This window comes from Vibrio sp. QJM3NY_21, assembly GCF_057785975.1.
Window position 1 is genome coordinate 818698 of the sequence record NZ_CM173513.1, and the last position, 24758, is coordinate 843455.

Genomic DNA, 24758 nt, shown 5'->3' on the forward strand with positions numbered 1-24758 from the left:
ATCACAGGTTCGATGAGTTATTGTTTCTCTGCAACCTACTTTACTAGAATCAATTTACTTTTCTAGAATATACGGGTCTTCAAACCCCATAGTTTGCATGATTTCTGTCTCGAGCGACTCCATCTCTTCAGCTTCATCATCTTCGATATGATCATAACCTAGCAGATGCAGACTGCCATGTACAACCATATGAGCCCAGTGTGCTAGCAGAGGCTTATTTTGCTCTTCTGCTTCTTTTTCGACAACTTGGCGGCAGATAATGAGGTCACCCAGTAGATCTAATTCCATTCCTGGTGGTACTTCAAATGGGAAAGACAGCACGTTAGTTGGCTTATCTTTTCCTCGATAGTCATGATTGAGCTGGTGGCTCTCTTCTGTATCAACAATACGAACGGTGAGCTCGGCATTCTCTTGAAACTGAGGAATTGTTTTGTCCAACCAAAGCTGAATATCTTGCTCAGTTGGAAGTCCTTGCTCATTTTCGACCGCTATTTGCAGGTCTAGTTCAATAGACATCTATTTATCACCTTGTTCTGTAATTACAGAGCTATTTTGTGTTGCTAATTGTGTCGTAACGGCTTGCTGAGCTTCAAGAAGTTTGGCTTCACGCTCTTCACGTTTGCGCTTTTCAAACTCTTTGCGCTCTTTCTGGTCTTTTGCTTCCCACTTCTCGTACGCATTCACGATACGAGCAACGACAGGGTGGCGAACGACGTCTTCAGACATGAAAAAGTTAAAGCTAATGTCATCCACTTCGTTGAGTACTTCAGTTGCATGACGTAGACCTGACTTAGCTCCTCGAGGTAAATCGATTTGCGTAATATCACCTGTGATCACAGCGCGTGAGTTAAAACCGATACGGGTTAAGAACATCTTCATCTGTTCTACCGTGGTGTTTTGGCTCTCATCAAGAATGATAAACGCATCATTTAATGTACGACCACGCATGTAAGCCAATGGCGCAACTTCAATTACGTTACGTTCAATCAACTTCTCAACTCGCTCAAAGCCAAGCATCTCAAACAGTGCATCGTAAAGTGGACGCAAATATGGGTCTACTTTTTGGCTTAAATCACCGGGTAGGAAACCAAGCTTCTCACCGGCTTCAACAGCAGGGCGAGTCAGTAGGATTCGGCGAACCTCTTGGCGTTCAAGTGCATCAACCGCAGCCGCAACAGCTAAGTATGTTTTACCAGTACCAGCAGGTCCAATACCAAAGGTGATGTCATGAGTGACCATGTTCATTAGGTATTGAGCTTGATTTGGAGTGCGTGGTTTGATGACGCCTTTTTTAGTCTTAATGGTCACTTCTTTGCCGTAGTCGATTTCAGACTCGACGTGTTGCTCCAAAATACCAGACTCAGTGACCGCCAGATGCACTTGCTCTGGTTCGATATCGATTATGTTGCCTTTAACTGGAGCCGTTTCAACATAGAGGTGTTTGATGATGTCTAAAGCTGCGGCAGTTGTGTGAGGCTTACCGACAATGGTGAAAAAGTTGCTACGGTAATTAATCTCTACACCAAGGCGACGCTCAAGGTGCTTGATGTTGTCGTCGAATGGTCCGCATAAACTTGCCAAGCGCTTGTTGTCTGCTGGCTCTAGGTTTATCTCTAAGGTAACGATTTTATTGCTCAAATTAGCCTCTCATTTTGTGCCACTCACTCTTAAATAAAAAAAAGAGCAAGAAGCCCGATTTAGACCGGGCTTCTGGATGGTGATATCCCTATTTCTAAGATGGTCACTTAGTTAGGTAATTTCAAGCTTTGTGTTTGCGCTTTGTGCTCAAACAGTTGTATTGGCTATGGCGTAAATGTTGCTACACCTAGCTCGTCTTCACGTTTTGTTTTTTCCATCATTTCTGCTGGAGTCATTACAACGCGTAGACCCATGTCTTTTTCTGTGCGAACTAGCTCACCACGTAGTGAGTTGGTGTAAACCTCAGTGATCTTCACATCTACGAACTGTCCGATAAGATCAGCAGAACCTTCGAAGTTCACAACACGGCTGTTTTCAGTACGGCCACGCAGTTCCATTAGATTCTTTCTTGATGGACCTTCAACAAGGATACGCTGCTCTGTACCTAGCATTAGGCGAGAGAAACGCATAGCTTGTGTGTTTACTGTCTGTTGCAGCTCCCACAGGCGATCTTTCTTCTCTTGTGCTGGTACATCACATGGGTAATCTGCGGCAGGTGTACCTGGACGAGGAGAGAAAACAAAGCTGAAGCTCATATCGAAATCAACTTCTTTAATTAGCTTCATTGTATCTTGGAAGTCTTGCTTAGATTCACCAGGGAAACCAACAATAAAGTCAGAGCTGATTTGAATATCAGGACGAGCTTTACGCAGTTTACGGATAATAGACTTGTACTCGATTGCCGTATGCGGGCGTTTCATCATAGTAAGAATACGGTCACTACCACTTTGTACAGGCAAGTGTAAGAAGCTCACTAGCTCTGGCGTATCTTTGTAAACTTCAATGATGTCATCACCAAATTCAAGCGGGTGGCTTGTAGTGAAACGAATACGGTCGATACCATCGATAGACGCAACTAGGCGAAGTAGTTCTGCAAATGTGCAGATGTCGCCTTCGTAAGTAGGGCCACGGAATGCGTTTACGTTTTGGCCTAGTAGGTTTACTTCACGTACGCCTTGCTCTGCCAGTTGTGCAACTTCGTAGAGTACATCATCCATTGGACGGCTAACTTCTTCACCACGAGTATATGGCACAACACAGTAAGTACAGTACTTAGAGCAACCTTCCATGATAGAAACGTAGGCTGTTGCGCCGTCTGCTTTAGGTTCCGGCAAGTTATCGAACTTTTCGATTTCAGGGAATGAGATATCCATTACTGGCTTTTCGTTAGACAGTGATGACTTAATCATCTCTGGCAGACGGTGTAATGTTTGTGGGCCAAAGATAACGTCTACGTATGGTGCACGTTGACGAATGTGATCACCTTCTTGAGTTGCTACACAGCCACCCACACCGATCACCACACCTTCTTTTTTATCTTTAAGCGTTTTCCAACGACCAAGCTGGTGGAATACTTTTTCTTGCGCTTTTTCGCGGATAGAACAAGTATTCAATAGTAGTACGTCTGCTTCCTCAGGTACTTCAGTTAGCTCGTAGCCATTTGCAGCGTTAAGCAGGTCGGCCATTTTTGATGAATCGTATTCATTCATCTGACAGCCCCAAGTTTTAATTAGCAGTTTCTTACTCATTATATGTTCGCTCGATCGTTAGTTTAATTTAAGGGAGCAAATCGCCCATTATTCATCCGCCAGCATTGTTTGTCATAATTCGGTATTCAATTTTATGACTGGCTCTAGCGGCAAGCGGCGTATTGTACTGGTTTCAAAACCGACTGACTAGTAGTCTGAACAAATCTCTTATGTAGTGGTTTTTATTATTGTTAACGCCATATACCATAAGGGATAACCCTTTTTTCGAATAAGGTTTTTGGTTACAAGTTAGTTATGAAAAAGTACAATCAAAAACAGTCAAAGAATCAAACTGATAAGTACAAAATATGAACAGTTACGATATTGTGGTAGTCGGTGGCGGCATGGTTGGCGCAGCAACAGCGGTCGGCTTTGCAAAGCAAGGGCTGAGTGTTGCGGTGATCGAAGGTTTTGCCCCACAAGCTTTTGATGAGTTACAAGCGATGGATACTCGTGTGTCTGCGATTTCTCAAGCATCGGTCGATTTACTTGAAGGTCTTGGTGCGTGGCAAAGTATCGCAGCGATGCGCGTCTGTTCTTACAAGCGTTTAGAAACGTGGGAGCATCCAGAGTGTCGTACTCGATTTGATGCTGCATCACTGGATCTGCCTCGTCTAGGCTATATTGTTGAGAATAGGCTCATTCAACTAGGATTATGGTCTCAATTTGATGCCTACGACAATCTCGAACTGTTATGCCCAGAAAAGCTGGATGAGATTGAGTTTGGTGAGACCAATATCGTTAAGCTTCAATCAGGAGCTGAGTTATCAGCGAAGTGGGTGGTTGGTGCTGATGGCGCGAACTCAGCCGTTCGTCAGCAAGCTGGAATTGGCATTACAGCTTGGGATTACCGACAGCACTGCATGCTTATCAATGTCGAAACCGAACAGCCTCAACAAGATATTACTTGGCAGCAATTCCTACCAAGTGGTCCTCGTTCATTTTTGCCATTGTGTTCTCTAACCTCTGACGGTCAAGAAGTCGGGCAGGGATCGTTGGTTTGGTATGACTCCCCATCTCGTATAAAACAATTATCATCGATGAGCCCTGAAAAGCTGCGTAATGAAGTACTCGCTAACTTTCCTAAAGAGCTAGGTGATATCAAAGTATTGAATTCTGGATCTTTTCCTCTGACACGACGTCATGCTCAATCATACTCGAAGAATAATTGTATTTTAGTCGGTGATTCAGCGCATACGATTAACCCTTTAGCAGGGCAGGGCGTCAACTTGGGCTTTAAAGATGTTTCAGTACTATTGGATGTCACCAATGAAAAAGGCGAATTGAATCAATCTGTAGCAAGACGCTATGAAGTGATGAGAAGATGTGACAACTTAATGATGCAGAGTGGCATGGACTTCTTCTATAAAACGTTCAGTAATGACATTGGCCCGTTAAAGTTTGTCCGCAATGCTGCACTAAAGTTAGCAGAAAACTCAGGGCCGATTAAAGCTCAAGTCTTGAAATACGCCTTGGGCCTTTAAAACGGTTAGATCAGATTGTTTATATAGAGAAGGAGAGCCGATGCTCTCCTTTTTTGTTTTTGTTGTAATGCTTATTGTTGCTGAGTGACACAAACTGGTGCATCAAGGTCTAACGAGTAACCGGTATAGGTCAGAGAGCCATCTTCAACATTTCGTTTGAATGACGTGAGGTTGTTGGAGTGCTGGTTTGCGGAGATAAGCCATTGTCCGTCATTAGTGATATGAAAGTCGCGAGGGAACTTGCCTTCAATATCGTAACTGTCCATAAATATGAGCTTTTGAGTAGTTGAATCTATTCGAAAACAACTGATTCTTGATTGATGTCGGCAAGATACGTAAAGGAATTGCTCATCTGGCGATAGCTTAATTGCAGCCGCGGCTTCTCCTTTCTCCGTATTAGGAAGTGCGTCAACCTCTTCCACAATATTCCACAGCCCTAAAGACTTCTCCAAAATCAATATCGTTTCCGAGAGCTCACACACCACATAGGCTTTATCTTCAGCTTGGTTAAAGACTAGGTGACGAGGTCCATTCCCTGCTGGCACTTTAATAGACTGCATTGGCTCATCAAGGAATTCTTCTTGTTCTTCGTCGAAGCAATAGAAGTTGATTCGATCGGCTCCGAGATCGACGGTAACAAACTGCGGAGAGTTATTCAGGAAAAGGCTTTGATGAGCATGTGGGCCAGTTTGTCTTTCTTTGTTCGGCCCTGAGCCAACCATTTTGAGTGTTTTGAGTCGTTTATCGATATTACCATTGATACTTAAACTAAAGATATCGAATGTCCCTGACGAGTATTGCGATGTAATAGCAAACTTATTGTGGGGATCTATCGCAACGTGGCAGGGGTGATCCCCCGAGATGAGGCCTGTATTGGACGTGATTTGTGAGTCAACATTAGGTATATGAATGAGCTTCGGTTGTTTCTTTTGCTCAACCTCAGCTGCTGTATAGATTCCAGACTTTGTCGCGGTGATAAAAGAGGGGTTATGACATTCGGCAATAAGCTCTAAAGGTAACAGCGTTCCCGTCTCTAGATCTAACTGAGTTTGATAGACACCTTGGCTATTACTTGGCGAATCTGTGTAGCAACCGATCGTTAAAGGGAGGGTTTTCATAGGTAGTCATACTCAGTTAGGAAATGGAGCAGACATTGTCTAATAAAATCGCAGTAAAAGTGAGGTTATAGAAGAGAATACTTGGTGACTTGGCTTGCAGATTTACATATTCCAGATAAAACAAAACCCAGCTAAAAAGCTGGGTTCTATTCAATGATGGTGCGGTCGGAGAGACTTGAACTCTCACACCTCTCGGCGCCAGAACCTAAATCTGGTGCGTCTACCAATTCCGCCACGACCGCAGCAAATCTTTATAGTTATATCGACATTGGTGATTCAATATAACGTTGTTTGTACTTTTTCTTTCATAAAGAAAGAATGGTGGCTACTGCGGGATTCGAACCTGCGACCCCATCATTATGAGTGATGTGCTCTAACCAACTGAGCTAAGTAGCCAATAATGAATTTTATGTATTCACTATTTTATCTCTAATTAAAGAGAAATAATGGTGCGGTCGGAGAGACTTGAACTCTCACACCTCTCGGCGCCAGAACCTAAATCTGGTGCGTCTACCAATTCCGCCACGACCGCAGCAAAGCTGTCCTCTCTACTAAGCAAAGAGCTTAGCGAAGAGTATATAGTTAAGAAGACTTATGGTTTGTCTAAGTAACGTTGTAATGGCTGGGCTACCTGGATTCGAACCAGGGAATGCTGGCATCAAAAGCCAGTGCCTTACCGCTTGGCGATAGCCCAACAGGATATCAATTAAGACATCTAAATAATGGTGCGGTCGGAGAGACTTGAACTCTCACACCTCTCGGCGCCAGAACCTAAATCTGGTGCGTCTACCAATTCCGCCACGACCGCAGCAAAGCTTTTACTCTAGCGAAGAGTATAGTTAAGAAGACTTATGGTTTGTCTAAGTAACGTTGTAGTGGCTGGGCTACCTGGATTCGAACCAGGGAATGCTGGCATCAAAAGCCAGTGCCTTACCGCTTGGCGATAGCCCAACAGGATATCAATTAAGACATCTAAATAATGGTGCGGTCGGAGAGACTTGAACTCTCACACCTCTCGGCGCCAGAACCTAAATCTGGTGCGTCTACCAATTCCGCCACGACCGCAGCAAAGCTTTTACTCTAGCGAAGAGTATAGTTAAGAAGACTTATGGTTTGTCTAAGTAACGTTGTAGTGGCTGGGCTACCTGGATTCGAACCAGGGAATGCTGGCATCAAAAGCCAGTGCCTTACCGCTTGGCGATAGCCCAACAGGATATCATTTAAGATATCTAAATAATGGTGCGGTCGGAGAGACTTGAACTCTCACACCTCTCGGCGCCAGAACCTAAATCTGGTGCGTCTACCAATTCCGCCACGACCGCAGCAAAGCTTTTACTCTAGCGAAGAGTATAGTTAAGAAGACTTATGGTTTGTCTAAGTAACGTTGTAGTGGCTGGGCTACCTGGATTCGAACCAGGGAATGCTGGCATCAAAAGCCAGTGCCTTACCGCTTGGCGATAGCCCAACAGGATATCATTTAAGATATCTAAATAATGGTGCGGTCGGAGAGACTTGAACTCTCACACCTCTCGGCGCCAGAACCTAAATCTGGTGCGTCTACCAATTCCGCCACGACCGCAGCAAATCTTTATAGTTATATCGACATTGGTGATTCAATATAACGTTGTTTGTACTTTTTCTTTCATAAAGAAAGAATGGTGGCTACTGCGGGATTCGAACCTGCGACCCCATCATTATGAGTGATGTGCTCTAACCAACTGAGCTAAGTAGCCAATAATGAATTTTATGTATTCACTATTTTATCTCTAATTAAAGAGAAATAATGGTGCGGTCGGAGAGACTTGAACTCTCACACCTCTCGGCGCCAGAACCTAAATCTGGTGCGTCTACCAATTCCGCCACGACCGCAGCAAAGCTTTCCTCTCAACTAAGCAAAGAGCCTAGCGAAGAGTATATAGTTAAGAAGACTTATGGTTTGTCTAAGTAACGTTGTAATGGCTGGGCTACCTGGATTCGAACCAGGGAATGCTGGCATCAAAAGCCAGTGCCTTACCGCTTGGCGATAGCCCAACAGGGTGTCAATTAAGACATCTAAATAATGGTGCGGTCGGAGAGACTTGAACTCTCACACCTCTCGGCGCCAGAACCTAAATCTGGTGCGTCTACCAATTCCGCCACGACCGCAGCAAAGCTTTTACTCTAGCGAAGAGTATAGTTAAGAAGACTTATGGTTTGTCTAAGTAACGTTGTTTGTTCTTCTTTCATAAAGAAAGAATGGTGGCTACTGCGGGATTCGAACCTGCGACCCCATCATTATGAGTGATGTGCTCTAACCAACTGAGCTAAGTAGCCATCTGAGAGCGAAGTAATATAATATAATCTCGCTTCCAATGCCATTATCTTTTTAAAGATAATTACACTTTAAATTGTGGCTGGGCTACCTGGATTCGAACCAGGGAATGCTGGCATCAAAAGCCAGTGCCTTACCGCTTGGCGATAGCCCAACAATGATATCAATTAAGATATCTCAATATGGTGCGGTCGGAGAGACTTGAACTCTCACACCTCTCGGCGCCAGAACCTAAATCTGGTGCGTCTACCAATTCCGCCACGACCGCTTTACTTTCCTAAAAACTCTTTGTTGTTAAGAGACAGATGTTTAATAACAAACAGAGTGCTTAGGAAATGGTGGCTACTGCGGGATTCGAACCTGCGACCCCATCATTATGAGTGATGTGCTCTAACCAACTGAGCTAAGTAGCCATTTCCAAATTGTTGCTCATTTCGAGACGTTGCCGCTTCGTTGTGAACGGGGCGCATTATGCGGAGTTGAGCGAAACCCGTCAACTTTTTTTTTGAATAAATCGCGAATAAACATCTGTTCGGTTTCTTTTTAGGCAAAGAGGTGTATTTGTCGACAAAAAACAGGTCTAAAAGGCGATATATATAGGAAGTTAAGTTTTGGATGTGGGGCTATTTCTAAAGGGGGAAAACAAAAAGGCCAGTGAATTCACTGGCCTTTTTTCTAGATGTTTAATCAGAATTATACGTTGAAGCGGAAGTGAACTACGTCACCATCTTTAACGATGTATTCTTTGCCTTCAAGACGCCATTTACCGGCATCTTTTGCTCCGCTTTCACCGCCAAATTCGATGAAATGTTCGTAGCCAACTACTTCTGCACGGATGAAACCTTTCTCGAAGTCGGTGTGGATCTTACCAGCTGCTTGCGGTGCTGTTGCACCGATAGGAATAGTCCAAGCACGAACTTCTTTAACACCGGCAGTAAAGTAAGTTTGAAGAGTCAGTAGCTCGTAACCAGAGCGGATCACTCGGTTAAGGCCTGGTTCTTCGATGCCCATGTCAGCTAGGAACTCTTCACGATCTTCATCGTCAAGCTCAGAAAGTTCAGATTCGATTGCAGCACACACAGCAACAACAACGTTGTTCTCTTTTTCTGCATATTCGCGAACGGCGTCTAGGTAAGGGTTGTTTTCAAAACCATCTTCAGCAACGTTTGCAATGTACATTGTTGGCTTAAGCGTTAGGAAGTTAAGGTAGTCGATTGCTGCTACTTCTTCTTTGCCAAGTTCAACAGTACGAGCCATACCACCTTCAGTTAGGATAGGTAGAAGCTTTTCAAGAACTGTAGTTTCAAATTTAGCGTCTTTATCTCCGCCTTTTGCTTTTTTAGCATTACGGAAGATTGCACGTTCACAACTATCTAGATCGGCAAGAGCAAGCTCAAGGTTGATCACTTCGATATCTTCGATTGGAGAGACCTTGCCAGAAACGTGAACGATGTTTTCGTTTTCAAAGCAGCGTACAACGTGACCGATAGCATCAGTTTCGCGGATGTTAGCTAGGAACTTGTTACCTAGACCTTCACCTTTAGATGCGCCAGCAACTAGGCCTGCGATATCTACGAATTCCATTGTCGTTGGAAGGATCTTCTGTGGATTAACAATTTTTGCTAATGCATCTAAGCGTAGATCTGGAACCGGAACGATACCTGTGTTTGGTTCGATTGTACAAAATGGAAAGTTTGCTGCTTCGATGCCTGCTTTAGTCAGTGCGTTAAACAGAGTTGACTTACCAACGTTTGGTAGACCAACGATGCCACATTTAAAACCCATGATATAAACCTTATTCTGCTTTGAACGTATGTAAGCGATTTTGTGCTTTTGGTAGGCCATCTTTTAATAAGATGTCTAGGCTACGAACCGATTCGTCAACGACAGCCTCGATACACTCTTGCTCTTTCGCAGGAGCTTTGCCTAATACATAACCTGCAACTTTATCTTTGTGTCCTGGATGGCCAATGCCTAATCTAAGACGATAGAATTCTTTATTGTTACCCTGCTTGCTGATGATGTCTTTCAGACCATTATGTCCACCATGACCACCACCTTTTTTAAACTTTCCAATACCTGGAGGAAGATCTAACTCATCGTGAGCCACCATGATCTCTTCTGGTTTAATTTGGTAGAACTTTGCTAAGGCAGCAACAGCTTTGCCTGACAAGTTCATAAAAGTCGTTGGGATCAGCAAGCGAAGATCTTCACCATGAACCATGATACGACCCGTTAGGCCAAAGAACTTTGGTTCGTTCTTTAGTGTCACGTTATGTACACGCGCTAATTCTTCAACTACCCAAGCACCCGCATTGTGGCGAGTTTTGGCGTATTCTGGACCTGGATTAGCCAGTCCAACGAGAAGTTTTATTTGTTGGCTCAAGGTATGGATCTCTCTTGGGATTTCAAAAAGCGCCGTATGATATCACAGTTTATGAAAAAGGTGCGAGCTAGCTGATAGCAACACGATGATTCCTGACTGTGGTGAATTGCGGCTTAATATTGGTTAGACATAAAAAAAGCACTTCATTCAATGAAGTGCTTAATATGTCTCTCTCACGAGTTTCTAAAACAAAGCTTTTCTAAAACAAAGCTATAGAGCTTTGATTAGTTAAACATCGCTGAGATTGATTCTTCGTTGCTGATGCGGCGAATTGCTTCAGCAAGCATGCGAGAAAGGCTTAGCTCAGTCACTTTGCCTGTCGCAGCCATCTCTGGAGAAAGCTTGATTGAATCTGTAACAATAACTTGGTCTAGAACTGAGTTACGGATGTTTTCTGCAGCAGTACCAGAGAATACAGCGTGAGTTGCGTAAGCGAATACACGCTTAGCACCGCGCTCTTTAAGCGCTTCAGCTGCTTTACATAGTGTGCCACCAGTATCGATCATGTCATCAACGATAACACAGTCACGACCTTCAACATCACCGATTAGGTTCATTACTTCAGAAACGTTAGCACGTGGACGACGCTTATCAACGATAGCGATGTCAACATCACCTAGCGCTTTAGCTGTAGCACGAGCACGTACAACACCACCAAGGTCTGGAGAAACCACAACTGGGTTTTCTAGGCCACGGTTAGCCATGTCTTCTAGAAGAACTGGAGTACCGAAAATGTTATCAACAGGTACATCGAAGAAGCCTTGGATTTGCTCTGCGTGTAGGTCGATAGTCAAAACGCGGTCAACACCAACGTTAGAAAGGAAATCTGCAACAACTTTTGCAGTAATAGGCACACGAGCAGAACGTACACGACGATCTTGACGGGCATAACCGAAGTAAGGGATTACAGCAGTAATACGGCCAGCAGAAGCACGGCGCATTGCGTCAATCATTACCACCAATTCCATAAGGTTGTCATTGGTTGGTGCACAAGTTGATTGAATCAGGAATACATCGCTACCACGAACGTTTTCATTGATTTGTACAGCGACTTCGCCATCAGAAAAACGGTCTACAGTAGCATCTCCAAGAGAGATGTATAGACGATCAGCAATACGTTGGGCTAGTTCAGGTGTTGCGTTACCAGCAAATAGCTTCATATCAGGCACGGTGGAAACCTCGGGTTGCGTCCAGTTTTAAATAGATTGTGGGTGGGCTGATTGGTATTCAGCCAAAGTTTCTTTTAAAGGCGAAATGTTTCGTCCCTTAGCGATAAACGCGGAAACTGTGTCAGACAGTTGCTCTAGCACCGATTCGGCTTCTTTTTTGCTGCTAAATTCAGCAAAAACGCACGAACCAGTACCAGTCAATCTCGACGGCGCGTATTGTAGCAGCCATGAAAGTTGCTTATCAACCTCTGGGTACAGCATTCGCACAATTTTTTCGCAATCGTTTACGTATTCTTGCTCTAGAAGCGTTGATAGTGCTCGCTTCGGCGTATTTCGAGTTAATTCTGAATGTGTGAATATGTCTACAGTTGCTATGCTCACTTGAGGTTTAACAACGAGATACCATTTCTCATCCGGATTAGCGGGTTGTAATTGCTCACCAACACCTTCAGCAAAGGCGGCGTGGCCTCGAACGAAGACCGGAACGTCTGCACCAAGCTTTAAGCCAATCTCTGCTAACTGATCATCGCACAGGTTGAGTTGCCATAAATGGTTGAGAGCGACCAACACGGTTGCGGCATTTGAAGAACCTCCACCAATGCCACCTCCCATAGGAAGCACTTTCTTTAACTCAATATCCGCACCGAAAGTCGTCGATGTATATTGTTGAAGAGCAGTGGCGGCTTTCCAAATCAGATTATCTTCCAGTGCAACACCTGGGATTTCAGGGGTTATTGTGATCGCACTGGTTTCTTGATTTGAACTAACCGTCAGTTCATCGCCAAACTCGACAAACTGAAATAAGGTCTGAAGTTCGTGATAACCATTGTCACGTCGACCTGTGATATAAAGAAATAAATTCAGTTTAGCCGGAGAAGGCCAGTGGGTTGGCGTTGTTATCATTTTTTCAGTGTCCACTTCGAAACTACAATGTTGATTTTGTTCTCGTCTTGCTTGAATGACAATCGAGTAGGGAGTGGGATTGTCTCTACCTTAGTGTTGTCTTCACTAGAGTTCTTGTTGTCTTCACCAGATAATAGTTTACTCGGCATCTCTGTATTTCGATAGTTATCAAAATTCAGTGTCCATAGTTGGTTGCTAACTTGTTTGGTGAGAGATTCAAGCGTGTTGGTGGTGTTCAATTGGTAGCTATCGGCTTGGTCTGGAATGCCAAGGAACCATTGTGGTAGATGGTCAATGGGAATCTGTAATCCAGTAAGTTGCTCGACCAATACAGATGCACTTGCGTGAGTGAACACCTTATCATCATAAGTGACTACCTTGGCACCCGAACTGTCAATTGTGAGGTTCAAGGCGGTTTGACCAAGGAAAGTAGTGAGCCTCAATTGACTCTGATTTGGTGAATGCTTCCAAATGAAATTTAGGCTTTGGCGTTGCTCTGGAGAAATGTAAGCGAGCTTGCCTGAGGCTTGATAGTTTTCTATCTGTAAAAGCCGATCTTGGTGACTTTGCCACTCGACGCTGGTCGGTTGTTCTGGGATAGACGAGCAACCCACCATAATTATGGTTATAAAAATAAGAGACGTGATTTTACGAAGCTTGCTCATATTTGCTCACAACTTGTTCAAATTTATCTAAAAAACGTCTCAACTATAGCATTGAATTCACGAAGTCAGGAAAACAAATCCCGCTTGCTCTTTAAATAGAGCCATGCATCAAGTAAAATTCGCCCCTTGTTTCCATTCCCTGATCGAGAACTTCTGATACATGTCTTTGCTTGCCGTAGGTATCAATCACAATACAGCGTCGGTTGAATTGCGAGAAAAAGTCGCTTTTGGTCCAGATAAATTATCTGAGGCACTCAAGCAACTTAACGCAAATGCACACGTAAATGGAAGTGTCATACTTTCTACCTGTAATCGAACTGAAGTGTATTGTGACGTCAAAGGCGTGGCAAAAAACAAGTTGATCGATTGGCTGTCTGTATTTCATCAAGTTAGCCCTGAAGAATTAAAACCGAGCATCTACATCCATGAAGAGCAAGCCGCGATTAAGCACTTAATGCGCGTTGCTTGTGGTTTGGACTCTCTGGTTTTGGGCGAGCCGCAAATTCTTGGTCAGGTAAAACAGGCTTACACCGATTCGCGAGAGAACAAATCTGTTGATGCTTCAATGGAAAAACTGTTCCAGAAATCATTTTCTGTCGCCAAGCGTGTTCGAACCGAAACTGAAATTGGCGGAAGCGCGGTGTCCGTTGCTTACGCAGCCTGTACGTTAGCTAAACACATCTTTGAGTCGATTGCCGATTCAACAGTGTTATTGGTTGGTGCGGGTGAGACGATTGAATTGGTGGCTAAACACCTTTCTGCGAATGGCTGCACCAAGATGATAGTGGCTAACCGAACTCGTGAGCGTGCTTTAGGGCTAGCTGAAGAGTTTGGTGCTGAAGTGATCAGTCTGAATGAGATTCCTGACCATTTGCATAGAGCGGATATCGTGATCAGCTCAACTGCGAGTCCGTTACCTATCATCGGTAAGGGCATGGTTGAAACCGCACTGAAGACAAGAAAACATCAACCTATGTTGTTGGTTGATATTGCGGTTCCTCGTGATGTGGAATCTCAGGTCGGCGATCTGAATGATGCTTACCTATATTCCGTTGACGATTTGCAGTCGATCGTTGATGGCAATATTGAACAACGAAAAGTAGAAGCGATTCAAGCTGAAGCAATAGTTAGTGAAGAAAGCGCCGCGTTTATGAGTTGGATGCGTTCACTGCAAGCGGTAGACAGTATTCGTGATTACCGTAAATCGGCCAATGAAATCCGAGAAGATTTATTAAGTAAGAGTTTACAATCACTTGCCGCTGGCGGTGACCCTGAGAAAGTCTTACTTGAGCTGAGTAATAAGCTCACAAACAAATTGATCCATGCTCCAACGCGTGCACTTCAAAGTGCAGCTGAGCAAGGAGAACCTGCAAAATTAATGGTCATTAGACAGAGTTTGGGCTTAGAAAACCCTCAATAATATTCGACCTCCAACAGAATAAGACATTATGAAAGCCTCGATTCTAATAAAGCTTGAAACACTTGTTGAACGCTATGAAGAAGTTCAACATCTACTTGGTGATCCCGGTGTACTTGGGAATCAAGACAAATTCCGTGCCTTGTCAAAAGAGTATTCTCAATTAGAAGAGGTGACGGGGTGCTTCAAATCATACCAGCAAGCTCAAGAAGATTTAGAAGCTGCTGAAGAGATGGCAAATGAAGACGACGCAGAAATGCGCGAAATGGCTCAAGAAGAGATCAAAGATGCGAAAGCGAATATTGAACGTCTGACTGATGAGCTGCAAATTCTTCTGATTCCAAAAGATCCAAACGATGAACGTAACTGTTTCTTAGAGATTCGTGCCGGTGCTGGTGGTGATGAAGCGGGTATTTTTGCGGGTAACCTTTTCCGCATGTACTCTAGATTTGCCGAGAAAAAAGGTTGGCGCGTTGAGGTGATGAGCAGCAATGTTTCAGAGCAGGGCGGCTTTAAAGAGATGATCGCTAAAATAAGTGGCGACGCTGTTTACGGCACAATGAAGTTCGAGTCTGGCGGTCACCGTGTACAACGTGTACCTGAGACTGAATCTCAAGGTCGTGTTCATACATCAGCTTGTACCGTTGCGGTTATGCCTGAGATCCCAGAAGCAGATCTTCCAGAGATCAAAGCGGGTGACCTTAAGATTGATACTTTCCGTGCATCAGGCGCGGGTGGTCAGCACGTTAACACCACGGATTCAGCAATCCGTATTACTCACTTACCAACAGGTACAGTAGTAGAGTGTCAAGACGAGCGTTCTCAGCATAAAAACAAAGCGAAAGCGATGGCTGTTCTTGCGGCTCGTATCGTTCAAGCTGAAGAAGAGCGTCGTGCTGCCGCGATTTCAGATACACGTCGTAACCTATTAGGTTCTGGTGACCGTAGTGACCGTATTCGTACGTACAACTACCCTCAAGGTCGTGTTTCTGATCACCGCATCAACTTAACTATCTACCGCCTGAACGAAGTTCTGGAAGGTGATATGCAAAGCCTGCTTGATCCTGTTCTACAAGAGCACCAAGCCGATCAACTAGCAGCACTTGCTGAGCACAACTAATTACTATGCAGTCAGCATATACGGTTGAAAGTGCTTTAAAGTCAGCAATCGTACAGCTTCAAGAGGGCGATAACACATCGCCCTCGATTGATGCTGCGGTACTGCTTTGTCACGCTTTAGATAAACCTAGATCTTACCTACTGACTTGGCCTGAGAAGCACCTCACTTCAGAACAAGAATCCGAATTCCATACCCTTCTAAAACGTCGCTTAACCGGTGAGCCTGTGGCTTACATTGTTGGTGAACGTGAGTTTTGGTCGCTGCCGTTAAAAGTCTCTCCTTCTACTTTAATCCCACGGCCGGATACCGAGCGTTTGGTTGAAGTGGCGTTAGACAAAACGTATGGCAAGCAAGGTGCGATTCTCGATTTAGGCACAGGTACAGGTGCTATCGCGTTAGCATTGGCGTCTGAAATGCCGAATCGACTAGTGACGGGTATTGATCTTCGCCCTGAAGCGCAGCAACTTGCTACAGAAAACGCTCAGCGATTAAATATCACTAACGCCACTTTTTTACATGGCAGTTGGTTTGAGCCTTTGAACTCGGTGAATTCTGAAGAAGAAGCTGTGAAGTTCTCGTTGATTGTCTCGAACCCACCTTACATTGAGAAGAATGACCCTCATTTATCTCAAGGTGATGTGCGTTTTGAACCGATCACAGCGTTAGTTGCTGAAGAGAAAGGTTTAGCTGATATTCGATACATCTCTGAAAACGCACGCGGTTTTTTAGAAAACGAAGGCTGGCTAGCGTTTGAACACGGCTATGACCAAGGCTTGGCGGTACGTGAGATAATGCAACAGCTGGGCTACTTGGATGTGGTTACAGAAAAAGATTACGGTGGTAATGACCGAGTGACATTGGGTCGTTACTGTTCATAGATAGTGGTTGCTCATAGGCTGCTGTTAATCATCTTGTGAGCAATAGATGATGAACTTGCTAAATTGATACCTTTAACTCGACAATACACTTAACTCGATAATGCACTTAACGCGGAAATACAGAGAATTAACGCAGAACTACAGGGCATTAACGGGTATTGTTTGGCTCGTGTTAACGAAAACACATATAAAAATATAAAGGAATACCATGTACGAAGGTTTAAAACATTTTCACCTACTAACGATTGCTATAAGCGCGCTACTTCTTTCGATTCGTTTCGCTCTGATGATGGTTAACTCACCAAAGCTTAAGCATCCTTTCTTGCAGCGTTTCCCTCATATCAATGACTCGTTGCTGCTGCTATCGGGTATTGGTTTGATTTTTATTACTGGTTTTATTCCATTTACACCAGCGGCACCATGGTTAACTGAAAAACTGACCTGTGTAATGGCTTACATCGCACTGGGCTTCTTTGCGCTTAAGTTAGGTAAGAACAAGCTATTGAGAGTTTTTTCATTCTTTGGCGCTCTAGGCTGGCTAGCAATGGCAGGCAAAATCGCAATGACGAAGACACCAACATTTTTCGGTTAATTATCTCCTTATTTCGGTTAGTTACGTATGTACGAATTTTTTGATGAAGACTTTGACCAGCTAGAGTTAGCTGAAGGTGCATTGATCTTAAATAAAGCGATTAACCCAGAAACTCAAGACAGCTGGGCTGAGCAAGAACTCGCAAGATTGTTAAAAGACGCTGAGTTTGCTTTGGTTAATGAAACCGACGAGCAACAGAAGTTTGAATCTTTTATTCGACTATTCTTTTACGAGTGGGGTTTTGCTGGCGATAAAGACGCTTATTTCTCATCGGAAAACGCGTTTATCGATAAAGTACTTGAGAGAAAGAAAGGGATCCCTGTCAGTCTTGGGGCAATCTTCCTTTTTCTTGGTCGCAAGCTAGGCTTTCCTGTAGAGGGTGTCTCTTTTCCGACTCAGTTTCTGCTTAAAGTGAGTTGGTACGGGCAAGCAGCCGTCTATATTAATCCTTACAACGGTGAGTATGTTGGCGTGCAAACTTTACGAGCTTGGTTAATCGGACATGATGGCCCACTCGCTAAGGTGAAAGCGGAACACTTAGAGGTTGCCGACCACCCAACAATTATTGGTAAGTGGTTGGCTTTATTGAAAAGTGCATTATTGCGAGAAGAGCGTTATACGCTTGCATTGAAGTGTACTGATCTTGCGTTAACGTTTGTGCCGGATGATCCGTACGAAATTCGTGACCGTGGCTTTATTTATCAGCAGCTAGACTGTCATCAAGTTGCAGCAACGGACTATCAATACTTTATCGACCAATGCCCAGATGACCCTGCATCTGAGTTACTGAAATCTCAAGTGAACTTCATGAACGAAAAGACAGTGGTTGTTCACTAATTAATAATTATTTAGAGAGAATATGATGGAACAGAAAACAGTTCACATTGGTGATATGCCAATTGCTAACGACAAGCCATTTACGCTATTTGCAGGCATGAATGTTCTTGAATCTCGCGATCTAGCAATGCAGATCTGTGAGCATTACGTGAAAGTCACAGAGAAGTTGGGCATCCCTTACGTATTTAAGGCGTCTTTCGATAAAGCAAACCGCAGCTCAGTTCACTCATACCGTGGTCCAGGTATGGAAGAAGGTCTTAAAATCTTCCAAGAACTGAAAGATACTTTTGGCGTGAAGATCATTACTGATATCCACACAGAAGCACAAGCTCAGCCTGTTGCAGATGTGGTTGATGTAATTCAGCTTCCAGCGTTTCTTGCTCGTCAAACTGACCTTGTTGAAGCGATGGCTAAGACCGGTGCTGTAATCAACGTGAAGAAGCCTCAGTTCATGAGCCCAGATCAAGTGGGTAATATCGTTGATAAGTTTGCTGAGTGTGGCAACGACAATATCATTCTTTGTGAACGTGGTTCTTGCATGGGTTATGACAACTTAGTTGTTGATATGCTTGGTTTCGGTGTAATGAAAAAATCATCAAACGGCAGCCCAATCATCTTTGATGTGACTCACGCGCTTCAAATGCGTGATCCATCAGGTGCTGCCTCTGGTGGTCGTCGTGAGCAAACGGTTGAACTAGCTAAAGCGGGCATTGCGACGGGTATTGCTGGTCTGTTTCTTGAGGCTCACCCTAACCCAGATCAAGCACGCTGTGATGGCCCATCGGCGCTACCTCTAGATAAACTAGAACCATTCTTGAAGCAGATGAAAGCACTTGATGATCTTATCAAAGGCTTCGACCACATCGATATCAAATAGCTTTGGCTGATGCTAAATAACGAGCATTAAATCGCTAATGTTAGTGAGTTTAAGTGGTTATTTAACAGCATAAGATAAACGCCCAACTCTTAGAGTTGGGCGTTTTTTTTTAACGGGACATCCGTTCAGTTCACTGAAGCCTCGGCCTATTTTGACGATGACAAAGTTGCTTTTCGATGACTAAGTTGTGTAGTCGTTAGCTAACCTGTTTTTCAGAGTACTAATCAACGGCAGATGATTAATTCTTTGTTAACAGAACCTCTGATTCCCTAATAAAGTGGTATAGGTGTGTGAGGTCTGTCCTGTTTATAGTAAATTACTGATGTTCATCACACTTTATAAGTAAACGATTGCCTGTGATGCAGGGGAAGTTTGAGTGTAATCTCATAATTTTGTTACACTTAACTGCCGATCTATGCGTGACCAATTCGACATAAATATGAAATCGTCGTGTTACATCTAGAATGTTAATTTAAGATTAGTCATGTTGAAGTCTTATTGTTCGAACTCCAGGAAAGGGGTCGCAATAGATTATAAAAAGCAGTGGATTCCCCTAAAAAGTTCAAAGGTATGACAATGAAGCAACGCCTTATTCTAAAGACAGCACTAAGTGCTGCAATCCTAGCTACTCTAGCTGGGTGTGCGTCTCAATCAACTCAAGATTGGAACCAAGACGAAACTTACAAGCTAACGGTTCTACACACTAACGACAACCATGGTCGTTTTTGGCAGAACAAATACGGTGAATACGGCATGTCTGCGCGTAAAACGCTTGTTGACCAACTTCGTGCTGAAGTTGAAGCAGAAGGCGGTAGCGTGTTGCTTCTATCTGGTGGTGACATCAACACTGGTGTGCCAGAGTCAGATCTTCAGGATGCAGAACCTGATTTCAAAGGTATGAATAAAATTGGTTACGATGCAATGGCATTGGGTAACCACGAGTTTGATAACTCATTAGACGTACTACAAAAACAGATCGACTGGGCTAACTTCCCAATGCTATCTGCAAACATCTATGACAAAGCAACAGGTGAACGCAAGTTCCAAGCTTACGAGATGTTTGAAAAGCAAGGTATCAAGATTGCGGTTATCGGTCTAACCACTGAAGATACGGCAAAAATCGGTAACCCTGAGTTCATCGCGAGCATTGACTTCCGCGACCCTAAAGAAGAAGCGAAGAAGCTGATCGCTGAACTTAAAGAAACAGAGAAGCCAGACTTAATCTTCGCTGTGACTCACATGGGTCACTACGAAAACGGCCAACGTGGTGTTAATGCACCGGGTGATGTAGCACTTGCTCGTTACCTTAACGAAGGCGACCTAGACATGATCGTTGGTGGTCACTCTCAAGAGCCTGTATGTATGGAAGGCCCTAACGTTGCGAAGAAAAACTTCAAGCCGGGTGATGAGTGTAAACCAGACGTACAGAACGGTACCTACATTGTTCAAGCTCACGAGTGGGGCAAGTACGTAGGTCGTGCTGATTACGAATTCCGTAACGGCGAGCTAGAGATGGTGAGCTACGATCTGGTTCCAGTTAACCTTAAGAAGAAAGTTAAGATTGACGGTAAGAAGCAACGTGTTCTTATTCAAGATGAGATCGCACAAGATCCAGAGTTGCTTGAATTCCTACGTCCTTTCCAAGAGCAAGGTCAAGCACAGCTAGAAGTTCAAATTGCTGAGACAAATGGCAAGCTTGAAGGCGATCGTAACGTGGTGCGTTTCCAACAAACTAACCTAGGTCGTTTGATTGCGACTTCTCACATGGAGCGTGCACAAGCAGACTTCGCTGTGATGAACTCTGGTGGCGTTCGTGACTCAATTGAAGCGGGCAATGTCACTTACAAAGATGTACTGAAGGTACAACCTTTTGCAAACATCCTGACTTACACAGACATGACAGGTAAAGAAGTTCTAGATTACCTAAACGTTGTGGCGACGAAACCAATCGATTCTGGTGCTTACGCGCAGTTCGCTGGCATTTCAATGACAGTAGCAAACGGTGAAGTATCGAATGTATTCATCGGTGGCAAACAGCTTCGTTTAGACGAAACATACCGTTTCACAGTGCCAAGCTTCAACGCGGCTGGTGGCGACGGTTACCCTAAACTGTCAGATCACCCTGGTTACGTGAACACAGGTTTTGTTGATGCTGAAGTACTGAAAGAGTACCTAGAAGCGAATAGCCCAGTTGACGTGAACAAGTACGCACCTTCTGGTCAAATGGTTTACAAGTAATTAAACCCAGTTGATAGAGTCAATAGGTGCTAAATTAGATTGACTCTAGCACCATGATAAATTTAACTAAAGCGACGCCTCGGCGTCGCTTTTTGTTTATCTATCGTTTGGATTTGTTATGACCCCTGCAATCAATCTCGCCAAGAAAAAGAAAATCGCTCATAGCGTGCATCAATATCACCACGATGCGAATAACACGAATTATGGATTAGAAGCCGTTGAAGCGCTTGGTCAAGATCCCAAACGTGTATTTAAAACGCTTTTGTTCTGTTTGAATGGCGTCGCTAAAGATTTAGCTGTTGCCGTTATTCCCGTTGATCAGAAGCTAAACCTGAAGCTTGCGGCAAAAGCGGCAAAAGGCAAAAAAGCAGAGATGGCGAACCCTGATATTGCTCAGAAAACCACGGGTTATGTGGTGGGTGGGATCAGCCCTCTTGGTCAGAAAAAAGCCTTGCCTACCTTTGTTCATTCCAGCGCGACAGATTTTGAAACGATATGCGTGAGTGCAGGGAAGCGCGGGCTAGAAATTGAACTCGACCCGAAAGACTTAGCGCTACTGACTCGCGGTCAGTTTGCTGATCTATGTTTATAGATTGTCGTTGTCATGATGATACAACTACCGAATGACAAACAAAAACGCCCGCTAGGATTAACCTAGCGGGCGCTTTTATATTGAGTGTCTATCCTGAAATGTGCTTGTACATTGAGGACGAATTATGACTACTTCTTCAGACCTAAAGTACCACCAACACGCTTCGGTGCAGGCTTACCGCTTCGACGATCGTTATTGTTGCGATCTGTGCGGGTGCGATCAGAACTGTTTCTATCTGAATTAGAACGCTCTGAACGAGAGTTCGATTTCCAGTTCTCGGTATTGCCACCGCTTTCACCATTCGATGAGTTACGGCCACGTTTCGAGTTAGGCGCATGACGGAATTCATCCGCATTATTACCGCGATAGGTGCGAGTACGGTTCTCGTTTTGATTACGGCGCGCTGTGGAAGTTTGGTTTTCTTCACGGCTATCAAAAAGTTTTGCGTCTGTCGCCTTGCGAATGCGTTGACCTTTCGCGTTCATTTTTGATGCATCTTCAGTACTTACAGAGCCTTCACACATCGCTAAAATTTCAGTGATCTCTTCGTCGCTCAGGTAGCGCCATTTCCCGTTAGGAATACCGTCTAATGAGATGTTCATAATACGAACACGGCGCAGCTTAAATACCTCGTAACCCAATGCTTCACACATACGGCGAATCTGACGGTTAAGGCCTTGCGTTAGTGTGATTCGGAACGAAAATTTGGTTTCTTTCTCGACCTTACATGGCAAGGTAACAGTATCGAGAATATGAACGCCAGCACCCATTTGCTTCAAGAACTCAGTCGTAATCGGCTTATCTACACGCACCACGTATTCTTTCTCGTGGTTGTTACCTGCACGTAGGATTTTGTTTACGATGTCGCCATCGTTGGTCAAGAAGATAAGACCATCAGAAGGCTTATCTAGACGACCAATAGGGAAAATACGTTTGTGGTGGCCGATAAAGTCGACGATGTTGCCAGGAATATCACGTTCAGTAGTACAGGTGATGCCTGTTGGTTTATTAAGAGCAATGTAGATCGGCTTTTCTTTTGAACGTACTGGTTTGTTGTCGATCTCAACATCATCACCGGGCAATACTTTCGTTCCCATCTCAGGGATCTTGCCATTAATAGTAACTCGGCCTGCATCTATCAGTTTGTCGGCTTCGCGGCGTGAGCAAAAACCAGTTTCACTGATGTATTTATTAAGGCGTTTAGCTTGGGATTCTTGTGACATGATATTCTCTTAGCGTTTCACAACGGAAATATAGATAAACAAAAAGCAACCTTATGATAGTTGCTTTGAGTTGGGATTCGTTAACTGAGGGCAATTTTAGCACTTGGTGTGAGTCTAGGCACGAAATATCGATCTTGATGCTAAATTGCTACCTACCTATCTACAATAAACCAATTAACTGGTGCGTTTTTGATGGCGCTCCCTATTCTCTAACTTTTTCTCATTACTCTTTCTGAGCATGACATAGACCGCGCCGGTACCACCGTGAAATTGCTGAGCAGAGTGAACACATTGAACGTCGTTAATTTGCGTGAGCCAATTCGCCACGTAGCTTTTCATCATTGCTGGTGGGTTCGAGCGCTCACCTTTACCGTGAACAATGATAACTGTGCGAACATCCATTCTTAAACACTGGCGTAAAAATGAGAGTACTTCGTTACGAGCGTCTTTCAGTGTTTTCCTATGAAGGTCGAGTTTGGCTTGAATAGGGTATTTGCCTAAGCGCAGCTTTTTGTATACGCCTTCTTGTACACCATCTTTCTTGTAAGCAATGACGTCGTCTGGCTTGATCATTGGTGAGTAGTCTAATGATAAGTAATCTTTCTCGTCGTCAGACAGCCACATAGCGGCTTCACGCTTAGCAAGGTGAGATTCTGTGACTCGGTGTACTTTCTGGTGTTCGGCGGTGTCATGGTCGATACGTTTAACATCGCCCATCATTTCTTGGAATAGATCTAAGTCGTCATCATGAGACATAGTGTGTATCTCAAGTTGGAGAAGGATAGGGTAAGTATACCTAAGTTGAGGCCGGGTTTAAAAATGAAAAAACCGGAGAAGACAATAAGTCTGCTCCGGTGCAAAGCGTTTTTACATCCACCCAAAGAAAATGATACTTAAAAGTAGATGACTTAGGCTGAGCGATTCTAGTGAGGAGATTTCTCAGTCATAACTTTGTAGATGAAGAAGCCTCCATAAAACATCATGAGACCCAGAGCCCCGAATATTACTATCATTGAAGATAGCCCCACTGCATTACCAAATAGGAGTTCTAGCCAAAAGTCCATGTGTATACCTCAAAGTTATATGACATGGCTCAGTGTATTAATTAGCGTTATCAATTCACTGATCTGGATCAATCCTGTTTCATAAGTTAAATACTTGTTGTTGAGTGTGTGTTTTTCGTCACATCAGCCGTTAGGTTGTACGTCTTTTGTTCGAACGATTCGATATTGTAAAAAAGAGTGAAAAAAGCTCTTGCGCATAAATTCAGAATCCGTATTATACGCTTCATCGACAGGCAATCAGCCAGTTAGATATCTCGGTGAATAGCGCAGCTTGGTAGCGCATCTGGTTTGGGACCAGAGGGTCGGGGGTTCGAATCCCTCTTCACCGACCACATTAAAGAAAGCCGTAGCAGAAATGCTACGGCTTTTTTGCGTTTCAGGATAAAGATAATCACTTGGTCAACGGGTTCGCCTGATGTTCAAAACAAGCTCTTCACTGACCGTATTAAAGAAAGCCTGCTCAATGAGCAGGCTTTCGTCGTTTCAGGGTATGGGAAATGGGGTTTGAACCTAAGTGAGGTTCGTCTGATGTTCAAAATAAGCTCTTCAACGCCACATTAAAGAAGCCGTAGACCATTTATTATAGAGAAGGGCTACGACTTTTTTGCATTTTGGTATGTGCGTCATTCCCTAGAGTGACGAAGGAGCGAGTCGGGA

At 44.0% G+C, this 24758-nt stretch carries 21 protein-coding genes and 20 tRNA genes; 10 read left to right on the forward strand and 31 right to left on the reverse strand.

What is annotated here, in order from left to right:
• Positions 1-54 precede the first annotated feature (54 nt).
• The 3 genes from ybeY to miaB form a co-directional block, all read right to left on the reverse strand.
• Positions 55-516, reverse strand: coding sequence for an rRNA maturation RNase YbeY (ybeY, locus tag AC3CID_RS03620; RefSeq protein ID WP_004735254.1), 462 nt, complete (start codon positions 514-516; stop codon positions 55-57).
• A complete protein-coding gene (locus AC3CID_RS03625; protein WP_017087693.1) occupies positions 517-1638 on the reverse strand; it encodes a PhoH family protein in 1122 nt (373 codons plus the stop codon).
• A 164-nt stretch (positions 1639-1802) separates the two neighbouring features.
• Entirely contained in the window at positions 1803-3227 is a 1425-nt protein-coding gene (gene miaB / locus AC3CID_RS03630) for a tRNA (N6-isopentenyl adenosine(37)-C2)-methylthiotransferase MiaB (protein WP_004735256.1), read from the reverse strand.
• A gap of 308 nt (positions 3228-3535) precedes the next feature.
• On the opposite strand from miaB, the gene AC3CID_RS03635 reads away from it, so the two are divergent.
• Entirely contained in the window at positions 3536-4711 is a 1176-nt protein-coding gene (locus AC3CID_RS03635) for a 2-octaprenyl-3-methyl-6-methoxy-1,4-benzoquinol hydroxylase (RefSeq protein ID WP_488526963.1), read from the forward strand.
• A 71-nt stretch (positions 4712-4782) separates the two neighbouring features.
• Here the strand turns inward: AC3CID_RS03635 and AC3CID_RS03640 are convergent, their stop codons facing one another.
• The 25 genes from AC3CID_RS03640 to lolB all read right to left on the reverse strand — a co-directional run bounded on the left by AC3CID_RS03640 (position 4783) and on the right by lolB (position 13263).
• The gene (locus AC3CID_RS03640) at positions 4783-5829 is read right to left on the reverse strand and encodes a lactonase family protein (RefSeq protein ID WP_488526964.1); all 1047 of its coding nucleotides are present in this window, start codon (positions 5827-5829) and stop codon (positions 4783-4785) included.
• A gap of 157 nt (positions 5830-5986) precedes the next feature.
• Positions 5987-6071: transfer RNA gene (locus AC3CID_RS03645), tRNA-Leu, on the reverse strand.
• 77 nt (positions 6072-6148) lie between these two features.
• Positions 6149-6225, reverse strand: a tRNA-Met gene (locus tag AC3CID_RS03650).
• A gap of 51 nt (positions 6226-6276) precedes the next feature.
• Positions 6277-6361: transfer RNA gene (locus AC3CID_RS03655), tRNA-Leu, on the reverse strand.
• An 87-nt stretch (positions 6362-6448) separates the two neighbouring features.
• A tRNA-Gln gene (locus AC3CID_RS03660) sits at positions 6449-6523 on the reverse strand.
• A 29-nt stretch (positions 6524-6552) separates the two neighbouring features.
• Positions 6553-6637 (reverse strand) — tRNA-Leu (locus tag AC3CID_RS03665).
• A 68-nt stretch (positions 6638-6705) separates the two neighbouring features.
• Positions 6706-6780, reverse strand: a tRNA-Gln gene (locus AC3CID_RS03670).
• 29 nt (positions 6781-6809) lie between these two features.
• Positions 6810-6894: transfer RNA gene (locus AC3CID_RS03675), tRNA-Leu, on the reverse strand.
• Positions 6895-6962: 68 nt separating this feature from the next.
• Positions 6963-7037 (reverse strand) — tRNA-Gln (locus tag AC3CID_RS03680).
• A 29-nt stretch (positions 7038-7066) separates the two neighbouring features.
• Positions 7067-7151, reverse strand: a tRNA-Leu gene (locus AC3CID_RS03685).
• Positions 7152-7219: 68 nt separating this feature from the next.
• Positions 7220-7294 (reverse strand) — tRNA-Gln (locus tag AC3CID_RS03690).
• 29 nt (positions 7295-7323) lie between these two features.
• Positions 7324-7408 (reverse strand) — tRNA-Leu (locus AC3CID_RS03695).
• Positions 7409-7485: 77 nt separating this feature from the next.
• A tRNA-Met gene (locus AC3CID_RS03700) sits at positions 7486-7562 on the reverse strand.
• A 51-nt stretch (positions 7563-7613) separates the two neighbouring features.
• A tRNA-Leu gene (locus AC3CID_RS03705) sits at positions 7614-7698 on the reverse strand.
• An 87-nt stretch (positions 7699-7785) separates the two neighbouring features.
• A tRNA-Gln gene (locus tag AC3CID_RS03710) sits at positions 7786-7860 on the reverse strand.
• A gap of 29 nt (positions 7861-7889) precedes the next feature.
• Positions 7890-7974: transfer RNA gene (locus tag AC3CID_RS03715), tRNA-Leu, on the reverse strand.
• Positions 7975-8065: 91 nt separating this feature from the next.
• Positions 8066-8142: transfer RNA gene (locus tag AC3CID_RS03720), tRNA-Met, on the reverse strand.
• Positions 8143-8219: 77 nt separating this feature from the next.
• Positions 8220-8294, reverse strand: a tRNA-Gln gene (locus tag AC3CID_RS03725).
• Between the two features lie 29 nt (positions 8295-8323).
• Positions 8324-8408: transfer RNA gene (locus AC3CID_RS03730), tRNA-Leu, on the reverse strand.
• A gap of 68 nt (positions 8409-8476) precedes the next feature.
• Positions 8477-8553 (reverse strand) — tRNA-Met (locus tag AC3CID_RS03735).
• Positions 8554-8833: 280 nt separating this feature from the next.
• The gene (gene ychF, locus AC3CID_RS03740; protein WP_026012356.1) at positions 8834-9925 is read right to left on the reverse strand and encodes a redox-regulated ATPase YchF; all 1092 of its coding nucleotides are present in this window, start codon (positions 9923-9925) and stop codon (positions 8834-8836) included.
• 10 nt (positions 9926-9935) lie between these two features.
• On the reverse strand, positions 9936-10526 hold the full coding sequence (gene pth / locus AC3CID_RS03745) for an aminoacyl-tRNA hydrolase (protein ID WP_010439162.1): 591 nt from the start codon (positions 10524-10526) through the stop codon (positions 9936-9938).
• A gap of 224 nt (positions 10527-10750) precedes the next feature.
• The gene (locus tag AC3CID_RS03750; protein ID WP_012603389.1) at positions 10751-11695 is read right to left on the reverse strand and encodes a ribose-phosphate pyrophosphokinase; all 945 of its coding nucleotides are present in this window, start codon (positions 11693-11695) and stop codon (positions 10751-10753) included.
• 27 nt (positions 11696-11722) lie between these two features.
• The gene (gene ispE, locus AC3CID_RS03755) at positions 11723-12598 is read right to left on the reverse strand and encodes a 4-(cytidine 5'-diphospho)-2-C-methyl-D-erythritol kinase (RefSeq protein WP_488526965.1); all 876 of its coding nucleotides are present in this window, start codon (positions 12596-12598) and stop codon (positions 11723-11725) included.
• Positions 12595-13263, reverse strand: coding sequence for a lipoprotein insertase outer membrane protein LolB (lolB, locus tag AC3CID_RS03760; protein WP_102497686.1), 669 nt, complete (start codon positions 13261-13263; stop codon positions 12595-12597). Before lolB ends, ispE begins: the two co-directional genes overlap by 4 nt.
• 160 nt (positions 13264-13423) lie before the next feature.
• Here lolB and hemA point away from each other — a divergent pair, with 160 nt between their 5' ends.
• The 8 genes from hemA to ybaK all read left to right on the forward strand — a co-directional run bounded on the left by hemA (position 13424) and on the right by ybaK (position 21814).
• Positions 13424-14683, forward strand: coding sequence for a glutamyl-tRNA reductase (hemA, locus tag AC3CID_RS03765; protein ID WP_004736235.1), 1260 nt, complete (start codon positions 13424-13426; stop codon positions 14681-14683).
• A 28-nt stretch (positions 14684-14711) separates the two neighbouring features.
• The gene (gene prfA, locus AC3CID_RS03770; protein WP_004736236.1) at positions 14712-15800 is read left to right on the forward strand and encodes a peptide chain release factor 1; all 1089 of its coding nucleotides are present in this window, start codon (positions 14712-14714) and stop codon (positions 15798-15800) included.
• A gap of 5 nt (positions 15801-15805) precedes the next feature.
• Complete coding sequence (prmC, locus tag AC3CID_RS03775) at positions 15806-16678, forward strand: peptide chain release factor N(5)-glutamine methyltransferase (protein ID WP_488526966.1); 873 nt, start codon at positions 15806-15808, stop codon at positions 16676-16678.
• A gap of 208 nt (positions 16679-16886) precedes the next feature.
• Positions 16887-17270 (forward strand): SirB2 family protein, encoded by a 384-nt coding sequence (locus tag AC3CID_RS03780; protein ID WP_004736238.1) that lies wholly within the window; start codon positions 16887-16889, stop codon positions 17268-17270.
• Between the two features lie 27 nt (positions 17271-17297).
• Positions 17298-18107: a SirB1 family protein gene (locus tag AC3CID_RS03785; RefSeq protein ID WP_488526967.1), complete on the forward strand. Its 810-nt coding sequence runs from the start codon at positions 17298-17300 to the stop codon at positions 18105-18107.
• A 22-nt stretch (positions 18108-18129) separates the two neighbouring features.
• The gene (gene kdsA / locus AC3CID_RS03790) at positions 18130-18984 is read left to right on the forward strand and encodes a 3-deoxy-8-phosphooctulonate synthase (protein WP_175400146.1); all 855 of its coding nucleotides are present in this window, start codon (positions 18130-18132) and stop codon (positions 18982-18984) included.
• A 576-nt stretch (positions 18985-19560) separates the two neighbouring features.
• The gene (gene ushA / locus AC3CID_RS03795) at positions 19561-21222 is read left to right on the forward strand and encodes a bifunctional UDP-sugar hydrolase/5'-nucleotidase UshA (protein WP_004736242.1); all 1662 of its coding nucleotides are present in this window, start codon (positions 19561-19563) and stop codon (positions 21220-21222) included.
• 118 nt (positions 21223-21340) lie between these two features.
• Positions 21341-21814 (forward strand): Cys-tRNA(Pro) deacylase, encoded by a 474-nt coding sequence (gene ybaK, locus AC3CID_RS03800; RefSeq protein ID WP_017076861.1) that lies wholly within the window; start codon positions 21341-21343, stop codon positions 21812-21814.
• Positions 21815-21942: 128 nt separating this feature from the next.
• Here the strand turns inward: ybaK and rluF are convergent, their stop codons facing one another.
• From rluF to AC3CID_RS03815, 3 genes are all read right to left on the reverse strand, one after another.
• Positions 21943-23037, reverse strand: a complete 1095-nt coding sequence (rluF, locus tag AC3CID_RS03805) for a 23S rRNA pseudouridine(2604) synthase RluF (protein ID WP_004736244.1) — start codon at positions 23035-23037, stop codon at positions 21943-21945.
• A 174-nt stretch (positions 23038-23211) separates the two neighbouring features.
• On the reverse strand, positions 23212-23793 hold the full coding sequence (smrA, locus tag AC3CID_RS03810) for a DNA endonuclease SmrA (RefSeq protein WP_017076135.1): 582 nt from the start codon (positions 23791-23793) through the stop codon (positions 23212-23214).
• Between the two features lie 167 nt (positions 23794-23960).
• Positions 23961-24101 (reverse strand): DUF3149 domain-containing protein, encoded by a 141-nt coding sequence (locus tag AC3CID_RS03815; RefSeq protein ID WP_004736246.1) that lies wholly within the window; start codon positions 24099-24101, stop codon positions 23961-23963.
• 255 nt (positions 24102-24356) lie between these two features.
• Here AC3CID_RS03815 and AC3CID_RS03820 point away from each other — a divergent pair.
• Positions 24357-24433: transfer RNA gene (locus AC3CID_RS03820), tRNA-Pro, on the forward strand.
• Positions 24434-24758: the final 325 nt, after the last annotated feature.

What these genes read in the sequence shown, in the direction of transcription:
- rluF (WP_004736244.1), bottom strand. Translation starts at nt 23,037, where the DNA reads ATGTCACAAGAATCCCAAGCTAAACGCCTTAATAAATACATCAGTGAA.
- lolB (WP_102497686.1), bottom strand. Translation starts at nt 13,263, where the DNA reads ATGAGCAAGCTTCGTAAAATCACGTCTCTTATTTTTATAACCATAATT.
- AC3CID_RS03640 (WP_488526964.1), bottom strand. Translation starts at nt 5,829, where the DNA reads ATGAAAACCCTCCCTTTAACGATCGGTTGCTACACAGATTCGCCAAGT.
- prfA (WP_004736236.1), top strand. Translation starts at nt 14,712, where the DNA reads ATGAAAGCCTCGATTCTAATAAAGCTTGAAACACTTGTTGAACGCTAT.
- ybaK (WP_017076861.1), top strand. Translation starts at nt 21,341, where the DNA reads ATGACCCCTGCAATCAATCTCGCCAAGAAAAAGAAAATCGCTCATAGC.
- ybeY (WP_004735254.1), bottom strand. Translation starts at nt 516, where the DNA reads ATGTCTATTGAACTAGACCTGCAAATAGCGGTCGAAAATGAGCAAGGA.
- ychF (WP_026012356.1), bottom strand. Translation starts at nt 9,925, where the DNA reads ATGGGTTTTAAATGTGGCATCGTTGGTCTACCAAACGTTGGTAAGTCA.
- AC3CID_RS03785 (WP_488526967.1), top strand. Translation starts at nt 17,298, where the DNA reads ATGTACGAATTTTTTGATGAAGACTTTGACCAGCTAGAGTTAGCTGAA.
- prmC (WP_488526966.1), top strand. Translation starts at nt 15,806, where the DNA reads ATGCAGTCAGCATATACGGTTGAAAGTGCTTTAAAGTCAGCAATCGTA.
- ushA (WP_004736242.1), top strand. Translation starts at nt 19,561, where the DNA reads ATGAAGCAACGCCTTATTCTAAAGACAGCACTAAGTGCTGCAATCCTA.
- hemA (WP_004736235.1), top strand. Translation starts at nt 13,424, where the DNA reads ATGTCTTTGCTTGCCGTAGGTATCAATCACAATACAGCGTCGGTTGAA.
- ispE (WP_488526965.1), bottom strand. Translation starts at nt 12,598, where the DNA reads ATGATAACAACGCCAACCCACTGGCCTTCTCCGGCTAAACTGAATTTA.
- smrA (WP_017076135.1), bottom strand. Translation starts at nt 23,793, where the DNA reads ATGTCTCATGATGACGACTTAGATCTATTCCAAGAAATGATGGGCGAT.
- AC3CID_RS03635 (WP_488526963.1), top strand. Translation starts at nt 3,536, where the DNA reads ATGAACAGTTACGATATTGTGGTAGTCGGTGGCGGCATGGTTGGCGCA.
- AC3CID_RS03815 (WP_004736246.1), bottom strand. Translation starts at nt 24,101, where the DNA reads ATGGACTTTTGGCTAGAACTCCTATTTGGTAATGCAGTGGGGCTATCT.
- miaB (WP_004735256.1), bottom strand. Translation starts at nt 3,227, where the DNA reads ATGAGTAAGAAACTGCTAATTAAAACTTGGGGCTGTCAGATGAATGAA.
- AC3CID_RS03780 (WP_004736238.1), top strand. Translation starts at nt 16,887, where the DNA reads ATGTACGAAGGTTTAAAACATTTTCACCTACTAACGATTGCTATAAGC.
- kdsA (WP_175400146.1), top strand. Translation starts at nt 18,130, where the DNA reads ATGATGGAACAGAAAACAGTTCACATTGGTGATATGCCAATTGCTAAC.